The sequence below is a fragment of the Blautia parvula genome, from assembly GCF_020215665.1.
GTDB lineage: Bacteria > Bacillota > Clostridia > Lachnospirales > Lachnospiraceae > Blautia > Blautia celeris.
Genome location: NZ_CP084061.1, coordinates 2,931,303 through 2,951,755, shown reverse-complemented (window position 1 = coordinate 2,951,755; position 20,453 = coordinate 2,931,303). Strand labels below are relative to the sequence as shown.

The 20,453-nt window shown below is 42.3% G+C and carries 18 protein-coding genes; 17 read left to right on the top strand and 1 reads right to left on the bottom strand.

The window, feature by feature from the left end; all coding sequences use genetic code 11:
- Positions 1–239: 239 nt before the first annotated feature.
- Positions 240–719, bottom strand: coding sequence for a transposase family protein (locus LC508_RS13755; RefSeq protein ID WP_052099584.1), 480 nt, complete (start codon positions 717–719; stop codon positions 240–242).
- Positions 720–1,075: 356 nt separating this feature from the next.
- Here LC508_RS13755 and LC508_RS13750 point away from each other — a divergent pair, with 356 nt between their 5' ends.
- The 17 genes from LC508_RS13750 to uvrB all read left to right on the top strand — a co-directional run bounded on the left by LC508_RS13750 (position 1,076) and on the right by uvrB (position 20,290).
- Complete coding sequence (locus LC508_RS13750) at positions 1,076–1,849, top strand: hydroxypyruvate isomerase family protein (protein ID WP_033142342.1); 774 nt, start codon at positions 1,076–1,078, stop codon at positions 1,847–1,849.
- A 15-nt stretch (positions 1,850–1,864) separates the two neighbouring features.
- Entirely contained in the window at positions 1,865–2,950 is a 1,086-nt protein-coding gene (locus LC508_RS13745; RefSeq protein ID WP_033142343.1) for a Gfo/Idh/MocA family protein, read from the top strand.
- Between the two features lie 9 nt (positions 2,951–2,959).
- Positions 2,960–4,021, top strand: a complete 1,062-nt coding sequence (locus LC508_RS13740; RefSeq protein WP_118593775.1) for a Gfo/Idh/MocA family protein — start codon at positions 2,960–2,962, stop codon at positions 4,019–4,021.
- A gap of 17 nt (positions 4,022–4,038) precedes the next feature.
- On the top strand, positions 4,039–4,455 hold the full coding sequence (locus LC508_RS13735; protein WP_033142345.1) for a C-glycoside deglycosidase beta subunit domain-containing protein: 417 nt from the start codon (positions 4,039–4,041) through the stop codon (positions 4,453–4,455).
- A gap of 12 nt (positions 4,456–4,467) precedes the next feature.
- Positions 4,468–5,433: a sugar phosphate isomerase/epimerase family protein gene (locus LC508_RS13730; protein ID WP_033142346.1), complete on the top strand. Its 966-nt coding sequence runs from the start codon at positions 4,468–4,470 to the stop codon at positions 5,431–5,433.
- A gap of 13 nt (positions 5,434–5,446) precedes the next feature.
- On the top strand, positions 5,447–6,556 hold the full coding sequence (locus tag LC508_RS13725; RefSeq protein ID WP_033142347.1) for a Gfo/Idh/MocA family protein: 1,110 nt from the start codon (positions 5,447–5,449) through the stop codon (positions 6,554–6,556).
- 15 nt (positions 6,557–6,571) lie between these two features.
- The gene (locus LC508_RS13720) at positions 6,572–7,492 is read left to right on the top strand and encodes a sugar phosphate isomerase/epimerase family protein (RefSeq protein WP_033142348.1); all 921 of its coding nucleotides are present in this window, start codon (positions 6,572–6,574) and stop codon (positions 7,490–7,492) included.
- 22 nt (positions 7,493–7,514) lie between these two features.
- Positions 7,515–8,306 (top strand): DAPG hydrolase family protein, encoded by a 792-nt coding sequence (locus LC508_RS13715; RefSeq protein WP_033142349.1) that lies wholly within the window; start codon positions 7,515–7,517, stop codon positions 8,304–8,306.
- A gap of 55 nt (positions 8,307–8,361) precedes the next feature.
- A complete protein-coding gene (locus tag LC508_RS13710) occupies positions 8,362–8,862 on the top strand; it encodes a DUF1097 domain-containing protein (RefSeq protein WP_033142395.1) in 501 nt (166 codons plus the stop codon).
- 90 nt (positions 8,863–8,952) lie between these two features.
- A complete protein-coding gene (locus tag LC508_RS13705) occupies positions 8,953–9,729 on the top strand; it encodes a MurR/RpiR family transcriptional regulator (protein WP_033142350.1) in 777 nt (258 codons plus the stop codon).
- A 150-nt stretch (positions 9,730–9,879) separates the two neighbouring features.
- Entirely contained in the window at positions 9,880–11,238 is a 1,359-nt protein-coding gene (locus tag LC508_RS13700) for an MFS transporter (RefSeq protein WP_033142351.1), read from the top strand.
- A gap of 66 nt (positions 11,239–11,304) precedes the next feature.
- Positions 11,305–12,882, top strand: coding sequence for a helix-turn-helix domain-containing protein (locus LC508_RS13695; RefSeq protein ID WP_054351926.1), 1,578 nt, complete (start codon positions 11,305–11,307; stop codon positions 12,880–12,882).
- A gap of 113 nt (positions 12,883–12,995) precedes the next feature.
- Positions 12,996–14,237: a sugar ABC transporter substrate-binding protein gene (locus LC508_RS13690; RefSeq protein ID WP_033142353.1), complete on the top strand. Its 1,242-nt coding sequence runs from the start codon at positions 12,996–12,998 to the stop codon at positions 14,235–14,237.
- A gap of 15 nt (positions 14,238–14,252) precedes the next feature.
- Positions 14,253–15,224, top strand: coding sequence for an ABC transporter permease (locus tag LC508_RS13685; protein WP_033142354.1), 972 nt, complete (start codon positions 14,253–14,255; stop codon positions 15,222–15,224).
- On the top strand, positions 15,221–16,735 hold the full coding sequence (locus LC508_RS13680; RefSeq protein ID WP_052099586.1) for a sugar ABC transporter ATP-binding protein: 1,515 nt from the start codon (positions 15,221–15,223) through the stop codon (positions 16,733–16,735). The genes LC508_RS13685 and LC508_RS13680 overlap by 4 nt, the downstream gene beginning before the upstream one ends.
- Complete coding sequence (locus LC508_RS13675) at positions 16,735–17,697, top strand: ABC transporter permease (protein WP_033142355.1); 963 nt, start codon at positions 16,735–16,737, stop codon at positions 17,695–17,697. The genes LC508_RS13680 and LC508_RS13675 overlap by 1 nt, the downstream gene beginning before the upstream one ends.
- A 604-nt stretch (positions 17,698–18,301) precedes the next feature.
- Complete coding sequence (gene uvrB / locus LC508_RS13670; protein ID WP_033142357.1) at positions 18,302–20,290, top strand: excinuclease ABC subunit UvrB; 1,989 nt, start codon at positions 18,302–18,304, stop codon at positions 20,288–20,290.
- The last annotated feature ends 163 nt before the right edge of the window (positions 20,291–20,453 follow it).

Here is a 20,453-nt window from a genome sequence, read left to right as displayed (position 1 = left end):
TTGTCGATAATGGTTTTTTGTTGTGTCGAAATTTTTTTCTACTACAATATATTTATGGTTAATATCCCTTACAGCCAGTAAGGAATTATCCATCTTGTTGCTTAAGCTGTTATAATGATGGAGCAATCGGTATGTCGTCTTCCTTTCTTGGACTTCACGTCCGTTAATTAGACTGATAACCAGCTCCTCATTCGCAGGGATCGTTTTATGCAGGTTGAACTGCCTACGGTACGTTCGTGTCACACCACAGTAGATTGAATAGGCAATGAGTAAAACTGGTACTTATCTACCCTATTGCATCTAGCGTAATGAGCTGACCCTCCCGGCTCCATACGGAACCAATATGCGGAGGTTTCCCTTCTTTTTTTGTTGGAACACATCTTTCTTCCGTGAATACAGATGACCTTTTTCAAGGCACCTCCTTCATTTCTGTTTAAGAGCTTCTGCCATTTCCCATACAATTGTTGGAGAACCTTCACAGACAGCATTTCCATTACACGATTCAGAGTATCGTGTGATGGAATTCCATTTTTGAGTTCGATATATTTACGGAGATAATCCGGATATTCTTTTGTAAGCAGTTCCAATTCTGCCCAGTAGTCCGCATTAGCAAGTATTACAAACAGAGCAGTCACCAGAATATCTTTCGGTTTATGGCGTACCTTACTTGTGCTGGTGTACATCTTCAATATCTTCCATCCGGTTAACAGTTTTTCCATAACAAAACCCCCATTTTTCTTTTGTCATACCGGAAAAAGGACTTTGTTTATAATTTACTTACTCATGTGTTTGTTGCGAAACATGGCTTACTGTTCATTGGAAGCAGGGAATCTATTTCTGGGTTGTAACAATCATGATATTTGTTTTTGGTATTGAAATATTAAAACGTCTGAAACCACATTTTGCAGACGTATTGTAGGGAGATATGGTAGGGTAAAATAAAGATAGGATTCAAAGCCTGCAATAAGTTTCTCATACAGAAACTTATTTTTGATATAAGAATAACTATTTCATCTGGAGGCGCGAAAAACAGGGAATACATGATAATATTTTGGTAAAAGAAAGGAGTGTGCAGATGAAATATTCAGTATGTATTGATGCAGTATTTATGAACAAAGGCAGTTTTAAGGAATCTATGAAAAAGGTGAAAGAAGCTGGCTATGAGGCGATTGAATTTTGGACATGGTGGGATAAGGATGTAGATGAAATTGCGAAAGTCCGGAAAGAACTGGGACTGGAGATTGCAACTTTCTGTACAAAATTTGTCAACCCGGGTGACAAAGAGAAACAAAATGATTATCTGAACGGATTAAAAGAAAGTATTGAAACAGCAAAAAAACTTAACTGCAGGACCCTGATCGCTCAGGCAGGATGGGAATTTGAAAGCTTTCAAAAAGAAATCACCAGAAAAGAACACAGGAAAACTTTTTTAGACACCATGCGTAAGGCGGCAGAAATTGTGGAAAAAGAAAACATGAATTTGGTAATAGAGCCACTCAATCTGTTGGTAAATCATCCGGGTTACCATCTGTCTACCTCAGAGGATTCCTTTGATGTCATTGATAAGATTGGAAGTGACAATGTGAAGATCCTGTTTGATATTTATCATCAACAGATTACAGAGGGAAACCTGATCCAGAACATTACCGAAAATATTAATAAAATCGGACATTTTCACGCAGCAGGAAATCCGGGCCGAAATGAAATCACAAAAGGTGAGATTGCCTACCGGCATGTATTTGAGGCGATTGATAAGCTTGGATATGACAGATATATTGGACTGGAATATATGACAGAAAATGATCCGGTACCCGGGTTAATAGAGGCAAGAGAAACTATATTAATTTAGAAGAAGGAGAAAACAATGAAAGATAATAAAGAAATTTATAAGGTTGCAGTGATTGGATGCGGATGGATCGCGGAGGACAAACATATACCAGGATTAAAAGCAAACAAAGACGTGGAAATTGTTGCTCTGTGCGATATTTCGGTGGAGAAAGCAAATAGGCTTGCTAAAATGTACGAACTGACGGATGTGGCAATCTATTCAGACTACAGAAAAATGCTGGCGGAAGTGGAAACAGACATTGTTCATATAGCAACCCCCAATCCGCTGCATTGTGAAATGACAGTGGCAGCCCTTGAAAACGGTAATCATGTTTTATGTGAAAAACCCATGGCAACCACAAAAAAGGAATGTGAAGAAATGATCGCAGCTGCAGAAAAAGCTGATAAGAAACTGACTATCGGTTATCAGTGGAGATACCGCCCGGAAGCCCTGTATATCAAAGAGATGTGTGATAAAGGCGAGCTTGGAGAAATCTATTTTGCCAAAGCCCATGCGACCCGTTACAGAGCAGTTCCAAAATGGGGAGAGTATTTATCCGGCAAAAACGGGGGAGGAGTCCTGATTGATGGAGCGCCTCATTCTCTTGATCTGACACTCTGGGCAATGGATAATTATGAGCCGTTAAGTGTGAAAGCACATACCTATAGAAAGATGATAGATAAGCCGGAAGGAAATATCTGGGGCGGCTGGACAGAACAGGAATTTAAGGTTGAGGATTCCGGTTTTGCTCTGGTCACAATGAAGAATGGAGCCACCATTCTTGTAGAGGCGGCTTGGATGATCAATATGCTGAGCGGAGATATGAAGACAACACTTTGCGGAACAGAGGCGGGTGTAGATATGTTTAATGAAGGCGGAGTCAGGATCAATGGAGTTTCTCATGGAAAGCCATACGTGATGGAACCGGATATGAGTATTCCCGGTGCCCCATTTGCAATACAGCCAGTGGCTCCAATGTTCCGTGAATCACAGGAATTCATTAAAGCGATCCGTGAGGATACGGAGCCATTCATCAAGCCAAGGGAAGCCATGGTGGTGACACAGATCGTAGAGGGAATTTACGAATCTGCAAGAACAGGAAAAGAAGTATTTTTTGAATAGGAGACAGATATGGAGATTAAACTTGGTATTATCGGATTTGGGTTTATGGGGCATGAACATGCCAATATGATGCAGACTTTGGATGAGATTAGTTTAAAAGCAGTCTGTGATACAGATACGTCTCAGCTTGAAGATGCGCCGGAAGGTGTTGAACGCTATACGAATGTGGAGACCATGCTGGAAAAAGCAGATATCAATACCGTTATTATTTCAGTCCCGAATCCACTGCACATTGAGATGGTGACAAAATGCGCCGCAGCCGGGAAAAATATTATCTGCGAAAAGCCGGCTGCAATGACAGTGAAAGAGTTTGACGAAATGGTAGAAATAGCAGAAAAAGCGGGCGTACATTTTACTGTCCATCAGCAAAGACGTTGGGATGTGGATTACAGGACAATGAAAGAAGTTTACGATCAGAAACTTCTTGGGGATATCTATATTATAAAATCCCAGTTATATGGATTTAATGGAAATATGCATGACTGGCACATTTACCCTGAGATGGGAGGCGGAATGCTGTATGACTGGGGTGTTCATTTGATTGACCAGATCGCGCAGATGGTAGACAGCAAAATTTTAACAGTATATGCTGATTTGAAAAATGTCATCAATAAAAATGTAGATGATTATTTTAAAATTATTTTTGAGTTTGCAAACCATATAACTGCCGAAATCGAACTCGGTACTTATTATCTGACTCCTAAGAGAGCATGGTTTATAGGAGGAAGCACTGGAAGTGCAGTGATTGATGGAACATTTCGGGCACAGGGAAATACAGAAGGTAAAATTGTAAGAACAAAGCATCTTTTGGAGAGCGTTCCCGGAAAACTGACCATGACTTCCGCTGGCCCCACCAGAAGCTTTGGCGAGCCGGAACCGGGATTACTGTATGAGGAGGAATTACCGGAAGTACATACAGAGCATAGGGATTTCTTTGTGAATTACATTAATGCGAGAAAAGGGCTGGAAGAGGATGCAATCCGGCTTTCGGAAGTAAGACGGGTATTGTGCCTGATGGATGCAGTGCGGAAATCTTCTGCAACAGGAAAGGCAGTGGAATTTGAAAAATAGAAAGGGGAGCAGATGTTATGGATTTTCAGGCATATAATAAAATATTAATCTGCAAAGGGAATATCAGGAATACGTTCGTGGATGGCTTAAAGACAGGATATGAGTTTGATATTAAATATCCGTCCTATCGCGGAGCTTTTTTAAGCTGTATCGAAGCACTTACCTTTAAAATAGATGGGATTGAGATTCCCAAAGAGGACATTCAACTGCAAGTCAATAATAAATTATTTCTCATGGATGAACTTTCAGAGTGTTTTAAAGAATACTGGTTTGTGCGGGACAAGGGTACGGTAAAGGTATTCAGAGATGGAGGCCTTGAAGCGGGAGTTCATGAACTGAATGTATATATGAAACACAGAGTTCCGTATACCGGTTATTTCGGCCAATATCTGGTGTTGGAAAGTGATGTTACGGAGAAAAAGATTGCGGAATAGGAGGGAACATATATGAAGCAGGATATTAAATTGGGAATCTCTTTATATAGTTTTTCAACAGAATATATCCATGAAAAACTGGATTTGGAAGGGGTTCTGAAAAAGGCTAAGGATATGGGATATGAGGGGATTGAAATTGTAGCAGCACAGATGGTCCCGGAATATCCGTATCCATCGGATAATTGGCTGGCAGAGTTCAAAAGTCTGCTTGAAAAATATGAGCTTGAACCTGTTTGCTGGAGTGCGTATATTGATATGGGAATAAGGACAGACAGAGATCTGACAGAAGAGGAAATCATCCAGTTTACTAAAAATGATTTAATATATGCGAAAAAAGCCGGATTTCCAATGGTCAGAACGCAGCACGCGATTTCACCGGATATTTTCCGAAAAATGATTCCGTTCTGCAAGAAACTGGGCATGAAACTAACCATTGAGATGCATCACCCACATCATCCGGAAGTACCTGTATGGAAAGAGTATTTTTCTATTATGAAGAATGAGGGAAGGGGCGTGCTTGGATTTGTACCTGATTTTAGCATTTTCCAGAAATACCCTCATCAGCTGTATATTGATCAGGCGATTTCTTTTGGATGCAGAAAAGATAAGATACAGGAAATCACGGAACTACATAAAAAAGGTGGAGATCTTGACCGGATCTTAAACGGGGATTTTAATGAAATTGAAAAACATACAGCCGAAGAAATGTTTGCAAAATTCAGTGCACCGGCACGAATAGAGCAGCTCAAGGATATCATTGATTGTGCGTTCTATATCCATGGAAAATTTTATTATCTGGATAACGATGAACACGATGAATGTATTCCGTTTGAAGAGATTGTTACAACAATTCGGGATCTGGGATATAAAGGTTATATTGCAAGCGAGTATGAGGGGCATCATTTTGATGAAACTATTGATTCAGAAGAGCAGTTGAAACACTTTGTAGCATTGAATACTAAGATTTTAAATTCGTAAAGGGGAGATAAGTATGAAGAACGGAAAATTACAGATTGGATTGATCGGCTGCGGCGGAATTGCCAATAACAAGCATATGCCGGCATTGAAGAGCCAGAGCGATAAGTGTGAAATGACAGCTTTTTGCGATATTATTAAAGAACGTGCAGAGAAAGCTGCCAAAGAATACGGAACAGAAAATGCAAAGGTATACACAGATTACAATGAAATGCTGAAGGACAAGGAAATCGATGTGGTACATGTGCTGACTCCAAATGTGGTCCATTGTCCGGCCACGGTTGCGGCTTTTGAAGCGGGGAAGCATGTATTGTGTGAAAAACCCATGGCCCACAACACAGAGGATGCAAAGAAGATGCTGGATGCATGGAAAAAATCCGGTAAAAAGTTTACGATAGGTTATCAGAACCGCTTCAGACCAGAGGTCCAAAATTTGAAAAAATCCTGCGAAAGCGGAGAGCTTGGTGAAATTTATTATGGAAAAGCACATGCCGTAAGAAGAAGAGCAGTGCCCACCTGGGGTGTTTTTCCGAATAAAGCGCTGCAGGGCGGAGGGCCGCTGATTGATATCGGAACCCATGCATTAGACATCACTCTGTGGATGATGGACAACTATGAGCCGGAGAGTGTAACAGGAAAAGTTTTCTATAAACTGGGACATTTACAGCAAGCTACTGAAGGAAATGAATTTGGGGCATGGGACCCTGACACGTATGAGGTTGAAGATTCTGCCATGGGCTTTATCAAAATGAAGGATGGCTCTGTGATCAATCTGGAAGCAGCCTGGGCGATCAATATGCTGGATTCCAGAGAGGCGTCTACAACACTTTGCGGAACTAAGGCAGGGGCGGAAATCCGTTCAGGTATGGGATATCCGGTAGATGAACTGATCTATAACCGAGGGAAGAATGGTCAGCTTATGGAAGAAAAAATATCCGCAAAAGGAAATGTGGCTTATTTTGAAGGCGGAGCAGGGGATCCGGGAGTAATAGAAGCAGAACATTGGCTGAATGCGGTTCTGAATGACACAGAGCCTTTGGTAAAGCCTGAACAGGCCTTTGTTGTCACACAGATTTTGGAAGCGATTTATCAGTCCGATGAACTTGGTAAGGAAATCCGATTATAAACAGGGGGTGTCATCATGAAATTAGGTTTTGTATCTGCCATTTTAGAGCAGAGCAGTTATGAAGAAATGATGGATACAGCATCAGAATTAGGATTCGGGTGTGTGGAGGTTGCCTGCTGGCCAAAGGGAAAAGCAGAGAGAAGATATGCAGGCGTGTCACATATTGACGCAGAGCGTGTTATAGAGGATGATACTTACGCACAGCATATTCTGGAATATGCTGGGAAGAGGAAGGTAGAAATTTCTTCTTTGGCTTATTATCCCAATACTATGGATGCTGATCCTGAAAAGAGATGCCTGGCAGTCTCTCATTTAAAGGCATTGATACAGGCAAGTGCAAAACTTGGTGTGGGAATGGTTACGACATTTATAGGAAGAGACCAGACGAAAAACGTGGAGCAGAATCTGGAATTAGTGAAGGAAATCTGGCCGGAAATCATAGAAACGGCTGAAAAGTATTCTGTAAGGATTGCTATTGAAAACTGTCCCATGCTATTTGGACCGGATCAGTGGCCGGGTGGGCAGAATCTGATGACCACTCCTGCAGTCTGGAAAAAGGTATTTGAAATCCTGCCAAGTGAATATCTTGGACTTAATTATGATCCATCTCATTTTGTATGGCAGATGATAGATTATATAAAACCAATTTATGAGTTTAAAGACAAAATTTTTCATGTGCATTATAAGGATATCAAAATATATCAGGACAGATTGGACAGTGCCGGGATTATGGCGTATCCGCTTGAATTTATGTCACCGAAGCTACCGGGGCTGGGGGATGTAGACTGGGGAAGATATGTCAGTGCATTGACAGATATAGGATACGATGGGTATACTTGTATCGAAGTAGAGGATAAGGCGTTTGAGGGTACAGAAGAAGCTATTCTGAACAGCCTGAAGCTCAGTAAACGGTATATGGAACAGTATGTAATATAATAGAAAAAATGGGGGAATCACCATGAAAAGCAGAGCCATTCAAAAGCCGGAATTGACGGAGGAAGAGAAGCGTCAGCCTTATGCTAAATATTTGAACAGGCAGCCTGCCACACCAGCAAAAGAGGCACTGGAATATCTGCGAAGCAGACAGGAAATACCAGTAGAAGATGCTCTTCTTGCAGAAAATGGCAATATGAATGATATTTTGAAGGACGGGTATATGAAGTGTGAGTATGGAGTATGTACGCTTCCAAATGGCGGTGGATACGTTGCCATGCTGAACAAAATGCCCGGAGTGACTTTTCAAATGTATCAGTTCTGGAATAACTGGTGGTCAAAAGAGGACCAGACTTTGCGGTACCGTATCTGGAATCCGCGGGACCATTATAAAGCCGGATTTCGATGGTCCAGTGAAGATGTGGGAAAAGGTGTGGAGGATTTGATATTTTTAGATCATCTTGTCCCGGAAAATCTGGGGATTGATGGGAAATTAGCGAAGGAATCCTCCCTGTTGCTGGCAGATGGAGGAAATGTGATATCAAAAGCTATCGACGCAGAACCGTTGTCAGCCCCTCAGCCCGGTGTGGTCTGTCATTTTGTCAGAGAAATGGCAGACGGCAGTGGGATTGAGCTGAGAAGCCGGTTCTGGAAGGGGTATCAGTTTGGACCTGACGGATTATTTTGTGCTATGGGACCGGATACACCCAGAGAAACACTGGATACACTCTTGGGCCTGGCAGAACACAATGCTTGTGAGATGGCAAATCTGGCATCGATTTTACCGTCGCTGTACGCAGAACAAAACATTCAGTAGAAATATGAAAAGAGCCGGCCATGGAAACATGGCCGTTTCTTTATGTGAGGAGATCATGGAAAAAAAAGAAAAATATATTTTAGCGTTAGGAGTTGCATTGCTGCCGCCTGTATGGGCTGTACTCGGAGGAATAATCGGTATTGAGTGCAGCTGGATCGCATTGGTGTGCGCAGGAATTTATGTGGCAGCGGGCAATCAGGCATGCAGAGCAAATGGGATCATGCTCGGATTTACAGGCGGCGTTATCTGGGGAAATCTGGCTGATTGGCAGATAAAATTGTTGGGTAAGTATTTTAATGAAAATGCGGCGCTTTTTCTGGTCCTGTTTATTATGGGCGGGAGCGCTGTCCTGTTTGCAAATGTGATATTCCGGGAGAAGCCATACCTTCCGGCCTGGCTTTGCGGCTTTGCACTGACACTGGGTAGTCTGGGAAGGATGTCAGAGGGATGGCTGATAGAAAGCATTAAAATCCTGATATCAATGGCGGCTGGTGTGTATTATGTGGGAATAGGTGTCTCGGTATTTGAAAGACGGCTGCGTAGGATAAAAAGGTAGAGATTTCTGCTGGAAGTTATGAGACATTTATAGTAGTATGGACGGTATAAGAAGAATTGTTATATATGGAAGGAAAGGTAGGGGTCTGATATGCACGCACTGGAAGGCTTGCAGGTATATTATAATAATAGCAAAGATGGGGATATTTACCATACCGTTGTGGGAATCATTCTGCAAAATATTCATAAGGTAAAGAACTGCACAATCTATGATCTGGCAGAACTCTGCTATGTTTCGCCAACCACCATTAGCCGGCTTAGTAAAAAGCTGGGTTACCGTGGGTTTCAGGATTTTAAGAATAACCTGATCAATACGATAAAGAACTATGAGATGCTAAACAGATATGTTTCTTTTAATGCAAAAGCAAAGTATGAAGATGACCTGGTGGCTTATCTGGCATTGATGGAGAGACAGGTCAGTAATCTGAGGGAGGATATCAGTGTTGAGAAAATGGATCAGATCATAGATTCAATCCAAAACAGTAAAAAGGTTAATTTTTATACCAATGGGACCGTGTTTTCTGAATACCGTTTTCAGGGCGATTTGATCATGACTGGCCATATGAGTGAGATAAAAAATTCTGCATCGGAACAACTGGAGGATATCAAAAATCTGACAGAAAAGGATATGGTGATTATGCTTGCCCCCATTGTATCTGATGCGGTTGATGTAAACGAGATCATCAGGAAAATCAAAGAACGGGGCGCGGCCCTGTTTGTGCTCACGGATGCCTATTATCCCCAATTTAAAAAGTACGCAGATCATATTTATTGTTTTGAGGGTGATATGGGGATCATTGATGACTATCGTTTTGCCATGTACATTAATCTTTTGTCTATCCGATTCAGAGAAAAAGTAATGGTGTAAATTCTTTTGTTTCTGGCAGAGAAACTTTTGCTCATTCCGGCAACATGTTGATATTGCAGATAAAACGAAATGAAGAGAAATATGTTATGATAATTGCAATAAAAACAATTTAAAATCAAAAAATTAAGAAAGTGATGAAGGGATGAGGCAATGAAAGAAAAAAGGGTTACAAAATGGAGTATGTTCTGCTATGGACTGGGTGATTTGGCAAGCCAGTTCGGCTGGACTTTTGTGGGTTCGTATCTTACCATATTTTATACGGATATTGTAGGACTCGCGCCGGTTGCTGTTTCTGCTATCATGCTGTGCGCACGGATCTGGGATGGAATCAATGACCCCATGATGGGGGCGATTGCAGAACGCACAAAGAGCAGATTTGGACGTTTTCGTCCGTACATAGCATTTGGCAGTCCATTTTTGGCACTGGCGATCATATTGACATTTACTGCTCCATTTGGAAATGGGACGAAGGGAATTGCATGGGCTGCCGTGACGTATATTATTGCCGGTATGCTGTACACACTGGTAAATATTCCTTACGGCGCTTTGGCTGGCGTTATGACCACAGATGCGGATGAGAGGAACAAAATCAATGCCTGCCGTTCAGTTGGTATGGGTGTTGGTATGATACTGATCAATGTGTGTTCCAGCTTTATCATGCTTGCATTTTCCAATGGTGCAAAAGTAGCGACAGGCCGTGGTTATTTCATGACGGCAATGATTTATTGTATTATTTCGGTACCTCTATTCTGGTGTGTTTTCCTTGGATGTAAAGAAAGGATCATGCCGGGTAATAATGACAAAAAAATACCGTTGAAGGTGACCATTAAGAATATCGTCAGCAATAAATATTTGATTCTGGTATTTGCCATTGTTTTGCTTCAGATGACTGCTTTTATGGGAAGGATTGCTATTACAACTTACTATGTGATCTATTGTCTCGGGGCATTTACATTGATCGCAGTAATTATGACGATTCCTGCAATAGGCGGTACGCTGGCATCCTTTTTTGTGGCGCCGCTTATGCGCAAATTTGGTAAGAAAAGAACCCTGATGACGGGTCTTGCCATGCAGGGAGTTGGCTTGCTGATCGTTTACCTGGCTCCCTTTGATAATCTTGTATTAGTGATCATTGGACACATTATTTTCGGAGCGTTTAATCTGGCCTTTCCAATCACACTGTCCATGACATCAGATGCTATCGATTATCAGGAATTGAAAAGCGGAGTGCGGACGGATGGGACATCCTATGCCATGTTTACATTGGCGACCAAGGCAGGTAATGCCGTAGGCGGAGCTGTAGGAGCCCTCCTTCTGGGATTCTTCGGTTATCAGGCAAATATCCAGCAATCAGCAGAAACTTTAAGGGGAATTAACTTTACAGTCAATCTCCTTCCGGCTATTTTGTTCTTCCTCGGCGCGCTGGTGTGCTTTTTCTGGGACCTCAGCGATTCAGACAGTGAAGAGATCAGAAGACAATTGGAAGAAAAGAGAAGTAACAATAACTAAAGACAAAGTGTGTAAAGCCAGCGTATTTGCGCTGGCTTTCGCTGCATATACTCAGGAGGGATTAACGTGAAAAATCTGTTGATCGTATCGCCCGACGCACAGCTTATACTACAGCTAAAGACAATGATTGCTTCAGAAAGGCTTGAATATGCAGTTATTGATGAAACAGATTCAGTCATTAAGGCCATAGAGTCTTTGGACGCTGCATCTGTGGAGGTCGTGATCATAGATGAAAGAGCCAGGGAAATTTACAGACTGGCGGAAGAACTCAATATAAGACAAAATATAATTACCATTGTTATCTCTGACTATGCGGGGATTTTCAGAGATAATGGAAGAATGGATCATATGATGTATGAATATATCTACAGACCGGTTGAAGATAGTAAGCTGTTGAATATATTGAGAAGAGAAAGTATGGAAAGCTTTGCAGAGCAGAAATTCAGAGTGTTTACAGAAATGAGACTTAATAAGCTAAAACAGCAGTTTCTTAAAAATATCAGCAGCAACAATGCGTATTTCAGGACAAAGCTTTTATGGGAGATTAATGATGAGTATGAAATGAATATGAGCGAGGGGAGGTTTAATATTGGCCTGGTAGTATTAGATGGCAAGGACGGGCGTGAGGAAAAAGAGACAAGCGCGGTTCTTTTTCATATTATCCTGGATATTTTCAGTTCCAGTATACCAGCCGGAGAGTTTGCTGTGTATCAGTTTCGAAAATACTTTTTAGTCGTGCTAAATAATGTATATGATTTTCAGGAATTTCTTGATATGGAACAGAAAATATGTGAAGCAGTCATTGAAGTACATCCCGAAATGAAATATACCATCACAGTTCCGCATACCTGTACATCTATTTACCGTTTGGACGAGTATATAGAAGAAGCATTGTACATTTGCAGAAACCGCATTTTGGTTGGGACAGACCGGATCATTCGATGGAGTGATTTGAATCATAAGAGTGATCATTGGAATGATAATTATACGGTAGAGGAAAAGAGCAGACTGAACAATATTCTGGATGTTTGTGATATGGAAATGTTCGGAATATGGTATGTACACAAGGTGGAAAATATACAGATGTATGGAGAGGGAGCAGTGGATTTTGCATATGCTATGGCGGAGGAGTTTTATATACAGTTTGAAAGGCGTATGTACAAGTCAAATCTGATTTCCATAGAAACATGGGCTGAGATATCCAAAGAGTATTATGAATTAAAGGATTCTTATGGGACCTTAAATGATCTGCTGGATTGGATTTATCTTTTTGCATGCCGGTATCTTAGTAAAATAAAGATTCTGATGCAGCGTCCCGATGAACGTATATATCTGGCACAAAAATATATCAATCAGCATTATTCAGAGGAAATCACGCTGGAGGATATTGCAAAGGCAGTTAATCTGACACCTAATTATCTCTGCGACCTTTATAAGAAAAAAACACAGAAGACCCTGGTCCAATATATGAATTATTATCGTGTGGAGAGAGCAAAGGAAATTCTGGAAGAGACAGATTTAAAAGTAAATGAAATAGCTCCGCTGATCGGATATGCAGATGAGAAATATTTTAGCAGAGTGTTCAAGCAATATGTAGGAGTTTCACCTGGAAGCTACCGCAAATGCAGCAACAAGAAATCATAATATTCTCCACTAAATGAAAAGTTTTGTGCGTTGAAAAACATACTGTTTTTCGATAAACTTTGTGTCATAAAGTAACTTGATCACAAGTTAACAGAGTAAAAGGAGAAAACGGTATGAAAAAAGGATTAAAAAAGGCAATTGCGGCAACTGTAGCATCTGTAATTTTTCTGAGTCTGGCAGGTTGCGGAGCATCTCCGGCGGAGGCTTCCAAATCGGGAACAGAAACAACAGCAAAAAAAGAAACAAAAGCGGCGAGCGAAGCCGACGGAGCTTCAGAGGAGGGAAAATCTGAAGCTTCAAAAGGAAAGATTGGGTACAACTATTTTGCGGCTGGTGATTATGCACTTGATACACTGGCTAATAATACGTCACACGTGATCGAAGCCTGTGGCTATGAAGCAATGGGAGTATGCGATAACGGATCCCTGGATCAGTTGGTGACTGATGTTGAAAATATGATCGCGTCTGGCTGTGATGGACTTGTATTATGGATTCCAAATGATTCCCTGTATCTGTCGGTTGCAGAGCTTTGTGAAAAGGCAGGAGTTCCGTTTGTTCTGGCAGACAAAGTTCCTACAGATCAGGCAATCACAGATAAATTAGCTACCTATAAGACCTACTGCGGTGCCACCACACCGGACAACTATTCTTACGGTGTACAGATGGCAGAATTTGCCATTGAACAGGGATATGAAACCTGCTTTATCCTCGCTTCCGGTGTGGGAGATGCGTCAGGTACTCCCCGTATAGAGGGATTTACTGATACCTTTGAAAAGGCAGGTGGAAAGATACTGGGAACACAGCATACAGATGATTCAAACCAGGCGGTGACGCAGGCGGAAGATATGTATCTTGCACATACGGATGCGGATTTCATTATGGCAACAGGCGCTTCAACATTTGGCTCTGCGGCACTGGAAACTCTTAAGAAATATAATGATAAGAATATGAAGATCATTACAGCAGATTTTGATGAGAAGATTCTTTCTTCTATGAAGGATGAGGATTATGTACAATTCCTGATTGGCGATTTTTTAGTGTGTGGTTCTTATGCTTCAGCGCTGATGTGTAATAAATTAAATGGTACACCTATGCTGAATGAAGATGGTACAGCGCCTTATGTTGATATGGTACCTGCCTTTAGTATTCCGGTAGAGGAGATGGATCTGTTTAATACATATATCGCAGGGGATTGTATCTATTCAGACAAGGAATGTCAGGCAATGCTTGGTATGTCATTAAAGGATTTTGAGGACAACATAGTAACCGCTTATTCTCTGGAAGACAGACTGAACGCAAAGTATCAGGAAGGCACTATTTCGGCCGATGAGATGAAAGCAGCCGGATTAGAATAAGCGAAGGGGAATGTTATGGCAGAGAAATCTTCAATAAAGAACAAACGCTGGTTTAAGATGGCTGTGTTTTATGTATGTTATGCGCTGCTGTTTGTCCTTGCTAATGTGCTGACAGGGAACCGATTCTTTTCCACGACAAATATCATTTCAACAGTTTCACATGCAGTATTTCCGGGATTAGTCGGTTTTGGAATGGTGTTTATCATGACAGGGGGAATTGTGGATCTGTCAATTGGAGCTACTGTTATTTTAGCAGGGAATGTGGGGGCATACTTAAGCGCTGAACTTGGCCTGGGTTATGCAGGATTGATCGCAGGCTGTCTCATCTGTGCCGCCTGCTGTGAATTATTGACAGTAACCATTGGTTTGAAAGCAAGAATCCCTTCATGGATCGCAGGCCTTGGAATGACGCTGGTGTATGAGGCAGTAATGGGAATGTATTCTGAATGGATGTCAAAAACTCAGGGAACGGCTGTACTGGAGATGGGAGCATCAAGAGGGTTTGGTCGTATTCCGGGAATGATCATTGTCTGGCTGGCCGGATTTGCAGTATGTTATTTTCTATATAATTATACATCAATTGGAATGAATATACGTGCACTGGGATGTAATGCGGGAGTAGCCGGCGCAATGGGGGTCAAAAAAGATAAGTCGCTGCTGATTGGTACGTTGATCGGCGGTCTGTTCATCGGAGTGGCCGCAATGTGTTATATCAGCTTTAACGGCCATTTGACAGCAGTCACGGGAATGAACTCAGTGTCTCAGATATTTAAATCCCTGGCAGTGTTTTTGCTTGCCACATCCTTTGAGTCCATTATCGGTGTTCCGGCAGGGGTATTGTTTGGTTCACTGCTGATCGCCGGATTGTTTAACTGTTTGACACTGCTCGGTGTACCTTCCGGAACAGGGCAGGATATCCTGCTTGGTGTGATCGTTATCCTTTGTGGTGTCATTTCAAAACTCAATTATAAAGGAGTATCGAAATGATGGCAGATAAAGTGATATTACAGATTGATAAATTAAATAAGTGGTATGGCGTTACCCATGCCAATGCTGATGTGGATTTTCAGCTTAAGCGGGGAGAAATCAGGGGATTGATAGGAGAGAATGGGTCTGGAAAATCCACTCTGACTTCTCAGATCTGTGGGATTCAGATTCCTACAAGCGGCCGCATGTTTCTGAACGGGAAAGAGTATGCGCCTAAAAGTCCGATTGATGCCAATAATTGCAAAGTGGCAATGGTAGTACAGGAACTGGGAGTTCTGGGAACCCTTCCTGTATCAGTCAATATGTTTATGGGACACACAAAACAGTTTACGAAATATGGAATTTTAAATGTGAGAACCATGGAAAAGGCCGCATCAGATATTTTGGAAAAATACGGGTTTGAGAACATTCCTTTAAAAGTATTGACTCAGGATTTGTCTATAGAACAGAGAAAATTGGTGGAACTGGTAAAAGCGTTATCTATAGAGCCTGATATTTTGGTATTGGATGAAATCACACAGGCATTGTCACATGATAACCGTCAGAAATTATATAAGATCATGTCAGACTTTGTTAAGAATGGGCATTCGATCATTATGATTTCTCATGACTTGGAAGAGACCTTGGAACTTTGTGACAGTATTACGGTATTGCGCGACGGAAGTGCAGTTATGACTGTGGAAAAGAAGGAATTTAATCTGGATGAATTAAAACGGGTCATGATTGGACGGGAGGTGAGTGCCCACTATTACAGGGAAGACAAAAAAGCTTCCAATAGCGGAGAATTGGTGCTCAGTGTAAAGGAACTAACGACAGACAAGCTGCAGAGTATCAGTTTTGATCTGTTCAGAGGAGAAATTCTTGGAGTCTGCGGATTGTCAGATGGCGGTATTCATGATTTGGGACGCGCTATTTACGGCAAAGAACATATCCGGAGCGGGGAGATTCTGATCTATTCAAAGGATGGTGTCAAGGCGGTAAAGCGGACAAAAGACATTACAGGGAACCATGGGGCATATCTCTCAAAAGACAGGGATTCAGAAGGGCTTATGCTGCAGGCTAAAATCTCTACAAATATCCAGATTCCATCGCTGTCCAAAATGGCATCCTCCTGCTGGTTTGTAAGCCCCCGAAAATTAAAAAAACTGGCAGATGATGCAAAAAAAAGATTTGAAATAAAGTGTGTCAGTGTAGATGCTCCGGTAAACAGCATGTCAGGGGGAAACAAGCAAAAGGTGAATCTCAGCAGATGGCTGATCCAGGATTTGGATTTTATTATTCTGGATTGTCCCACACGAGGAGTGGATATCGGGGTAAAGGCATATATCTATAATTTGCTGGAAAAAGAGGCGAAGGAAAGAAAACGAGCAATCCTTTTGATATCCGATGAACTTCCGGAGGTGATGGGAATGTCTGACAGAGTGCTCATTATGAAAGATGGAAAAGTTTCTGGGATGCTGAGCAGGGATGAGGGATTTGCTGAAGAGAAAATAGTGGAGGCGATGATCTGATGAAGAAGAGTAAAAAGAATATTGACATAGGCGCAGTCATGCCCCTGATTATTTTTTTCGTCATTACATTAGCAGCTGTCATTTTAACAGGCGGTCAGGTATTTGCCGTAAATAATATTCTGAACATTATAAATCAGGCTGTACCTTATCTTTTGGCAGGAGTGGGGATGATTTTTGCAGTGGCTATGGGAGGAACGGATATCACCTGTGGTTCTATTATCGGTCTGGCAGGAACAGCGGGGGCTTATGCAGCTCTGAACATTGGCTTCTGGGCCATGTTTCCGGCAGCCATATTGGTAGGGGCAGCAGTAGGTCTGCTAAATGGTATTGTTATATCAAAGTTTAAAGTTCCCTCCTTTATGTGTACACTGGCAATGCTGCTGGCAATCAGAGCTGTATTAAACTGGTGGCTGCAGTCTCAGGTGTTTATCTGCAATGAGCAGATGCTTAAGCTAGATAACCTGGGTATAAAATTGCTGATTGCCCTTGTTGTATTGATCATATTCGGATATATTTTCCGGTTTACGCCTTTTGGAGAATATACACGTGCAATCGGTGAAAATGAACTTGCTATGGAATTTACCGGGACATCGGTGAGTCTTGTAAAGATTGTGGCTTATACACTTTCAGGCCTGCTTGCGGGTATTGCAGGAATATTTGTTGTAGTTCGTCTTGGAGGGGCATCTAATACAATGGGCGCAGGAGTGGAGATGAAAGTAATGCTCTGCATGTTCTTGGCGAGTATTCCGGTACAGGGAGGCTCTGGTACACGTATTTATAAATTGATCATTGGTGTTATGACCTATTTCATGCTTGATAACGGATTGACATTATTAGGTGGAACGTCAAATGTAAATCAATTGATAAGAGGTGTTATTTTAATATTGGCTTTGATCATTACAAGAGTGGCCATAGAAAAAAATGAAATGCGGAATATAAAAAGAGCAGCAGCAGAAAATTGACATAGGCAGAGCGTGCATGCGAAAAAATAGAATAAGTTACATATAAAAGCCGGCAGATGCCGGTTTTTATATTTGTAAAGTTTTAAAAATTATCTGGTCTGCTTCCTATTAAATCCTGCTTGTTTATTAAGAAGTAAAAGTGAAATATACGAATGTAGAATATTTGGACAGTCTGCTTGCCTGTATTGCGAAAGCCAGTCCATCGGCAGGAGAGAACGGGCAGGAAATACTGAATCTGGCTATAAAAGAGGCTGTTATCTCCGGATATATTAAAATAAATCCTGTTACAGGAACAAAATCTTATAAGAGGACGAAGCCCAAAATCATCATTTTCAGCCGGGAAAAGAAAGAAAAAGAACAAATGTTCCGCTTTTACCTATACATTTTTATATGCCTATGTTATAATTTTTAGTGACTTTAAAGAATACTATTTCCACCAGGTATTATCTGGTGTTACGACGTATCCCAAAACAGGTTTTGGTGACCTTTATTCGTAAAATGGAAAAAGTTCGCCTATAGACCACGGTACTGAATACTCTGTTTTACGAATTTTTGGTCTATAGGCGAACTTTTTGTTGGGTCACCACGGAGGTAAACATACATTATGGAGTTCAAATTACACTCAGAATACCAGCCCACCGGCGACCAGCCGCAGGCAATCGAAGCCCTCGTGAAAGGCTTCAAAGAAGGCAACCAATGCCAGACTTTACTAGGGGTTACGGGGTCTGGAAAGACTTTTACCATGGCCAATGTCATCCAGCAGATCCAGAAGCCGACCCTTATCATTGCCCACAATAAAACCCTTGCCGCCCAGCTCTACGGTGAGTTTAAAGAGTTCTTCCCTGAGAACGCAGTAGAATACTTTGTGTCCTACTACGACTACTACCAACCCGAAGCCTATGTCCCCTCATCCGACACCTATATCGCCAAAGACTCATCCATCAATGACGAGATAGACAAACTCCGTCTCTCCGCCACCTCCTCCCTGAGTGAGCGGAAGGATGTCATCATCATCTCCAGTGTATCCTGTATCTACGGTATCGGAAGCCCGAAGGATTACCAGAACATGATCATCTCCCTCCGACCGGGTATGGAGAAAGACCGTGACGATGTGGTGAGAGAGCTGATCGATATCCAGTATGACAGGAATGACATGGATTTTCACCGCGGTACGTTTCGTGTGCGCGGGGATGTTCTTGAAATCTTTCCGGCGGATTATACAGATATGGCAGTGCGGGTGGAGTTTTTCGGGGATGAGATTGACCGGATCACCCAGATTGACACCCTGACCGGTGAAATAAAATCTCAGCTCAATCACATTGCTATTTTCCCGGCCTCCCACTATGTAGTGCCCATTGAGCAGATACGGAAGGCGGCTGTTGGCATCGAGGAGGAGCTGAAGGAGCGTGTGGAATACTTCCGCAGTGAGGATAAGCTGCTGGAAGCCCAGAGGATTTCAGAGCGGACTAACTTTGACATTGAGATGCTCAAGGAGACAGGATTCTGTTCCGGAATCGAGAACTATTCCCGTCATCTTTCCGGGCTGGAACCCGGGGAGGCGCCATATACACTGATGGATTATTTCGGGGATGACTATCTGATCATTGTAGATGAATCCCATAAGACCATCCCCCAGATACGTGGTATGTACGCAGGTGACCGCTCCAGAAAGAGCACGCTGGTGGACTACGGATTCCGTCTGCCGTCAGCCCTTGACAACCGTCCTCTGAACTTTGAGGAATTTGAGAGCAAAATAGACCAGATCATGTTCGTATCCGCCACCCCGGGAGATTACGAAGCAAACCATGAACTGCTTCGTGCTGAGCAGATCATCCGTCCCACAGGGCTTCTGGACCCCATGGTGGAGGTGCGGCCTGTGGAAGGACAGATTGATGACCTTGTGGGAGAGGTCAATAAAGAAGTGGAAAAAGGCAATAAGATACTCATAACCACGCTGACAAAACGGATGGCTGAGGATTTGACGGATTATATGAAAGAGCTGGGCATCCGTGTCAAATACCTGCACTCTGATATTGATACCCTGGAACGCACGGAGATCATCCGTGATATGCGTTTGAATGTCTTTGATGTGCTGGTGGGAATCAACCTGCTCCGTGAAGGGCTTGATATTCCGGAGATCACCCTTGTGGCCATTTTGGACGCAGATAAAGAGGGATTCCTGCGTTCCGAGACATCCCTGATCCAGACCATCGGCCGTGCGGCCCGTAACTCAGACGGACGTGTTATCATGTACGGGGATACCATAACAGACTCCATGCGTCTTGCCATTGACGAGACCATGCGCCGCCGTAAGCTGCAGCAGGAGTACAACGAGGCCCACGGCATCACACCGCAGACCATCAAAAAAGCAGTCCGTGACCTTATCAGTATCTCCAAGAGTGTAGCCGAGACGGAGAAGAAACTGATAAAGGACCCGGAATCCATGAACAAAAAGGAACTGCAGAAGCTGATAAAGGACGTGGAGAAACAGATGCGGGCAGCAGCAGCGGATCTGAATTTCGAGATGGCAGCAGAGCTGCGTGACAAGATGATAGAGCTGAGAAAAAATCTGGAAGAGATATCAGAGAATTAAATCTTCACAAGCTAATCTTCACAAGCCCAAGCATAGATGAGCGGCGGAGGCAAAGTCCCTTACGGGGGATTTTACTCCGCCGTTTTCTTTTGCCGAAAATATATTTCCCCGGTAACGAAATAAAATTCTTGTAAATTTATTCAGAATCATGTAATATTACTCA

Coding starts and splice junctions, on each gene's coding strand:
- LC508_RS13720 (WP_033142348.1), top strand. CDS start 6,572: ATGAAATTAGGTTTTGTATCTGCCATTTTAGAGCAGAGCAGTTATGAA.
- LC508_RS13675 (WP_033142355.1), top strand. CDS start 16,735: ATGAAGAAGAGTAAAAAGAATATTGACATAGGCGCAGTCATGCCCCTG.
- LC508_RS13715 (WP_033142349.1), top strand. CDS start 7,515: ATGAAAAGCAGAGCCATTCAAAAGCCGGAATTGACGGAGGAAGAGAAG.
- LC508_RS13680 (WP_052099586.1), top strand. CDS start 15,221: ATGATGGCAGATAAAGTGATATTACAGATTGATAAATTAAATAAGTGG.
- LC508_RS13740 (WP_118593775.1), top strand. CDS start 2,960: ATGGAGATTAAACTTGGTATTATCGGATTTGGGTTTATGGGGCATGAA.
- LC508_RS13690 (WP_033142353.1), top strand. CDS start 12,996: ATGAAAAAAGGATTAAAAAAGGCAATTGCGGCAACTGTAGCATCTGTA.
- LC508_RS13750 (WP_033142342.1), top strand. CDS start 1,076: ATGAAATATTCAGTATGTATTGATGCAGTATTTATGAACAAAGGCAGT.
- LC508_RS13755 (WP_052099584.1), bottom strand. CDS start 719: ATGGAAAAACTGTTAACCGGATGGAAGATATTGAAGATGTACACCAGC.
- LC508_RS13735 (WP_033142345.1), top strand. CDS start 4,039: ATGGATTTTCAGGCATATAATAAAATATTAATCTGCAAAGGGAATATC.
- LC508_RS13730 (WP_033142346.1), top strand. CDS start 4,468: ATGAAGCAGGATATTAAATTGGGAATCTCTTTATATAGTTTTTCAACA.
- uvrB (WP_033142357.1), top strand. CDS start 18,302: ATGGAGTTCAAATTACACTCAGAATACCAGCCCACCGGCGACCAGCCG.
- LC508_RS13685 (WP_033142354.1), top strand. CDS start 14,253: ATGGCAGAGAAATCTTCAATAAAGAACAAACGCTGGTTTAAGATGGCT.
- LC508_RS13745 (WP_033142343.1), top strand. CDS start 1,865: ATGAAAGATAATAAAGAAATTTATAAGGTTGCAGTGATTGGATGCGGA.
- LC508_RS13700 (WP_033142351.1), top strand. CDS start 9,880: ATGAAAGAAAAAAGGGTTACAAAATGGAGTATGTTCTGCTATGGACTG.
- LC508_RS13725 (WP_033142347.1), top strand. CDS start 5,447: ATGAAGAACGGAAAATTACAGATTGGATTGATCGGCTGCGGCGGAATT.
- LC508_RS13710 (WP_033142395.1), top strand. CDS start 8,362: ATGGAAAAAAAAGAAAAATATATTTTAGCGTTAGGAGTTGCATTGCTG.
- LC508_RS13705 (WP_033142350.1), top strand. CDS start 8,953: ATGCACGCACTGGAAGGCTTGCAGGTATATTATAATAATAGCAAAGAT.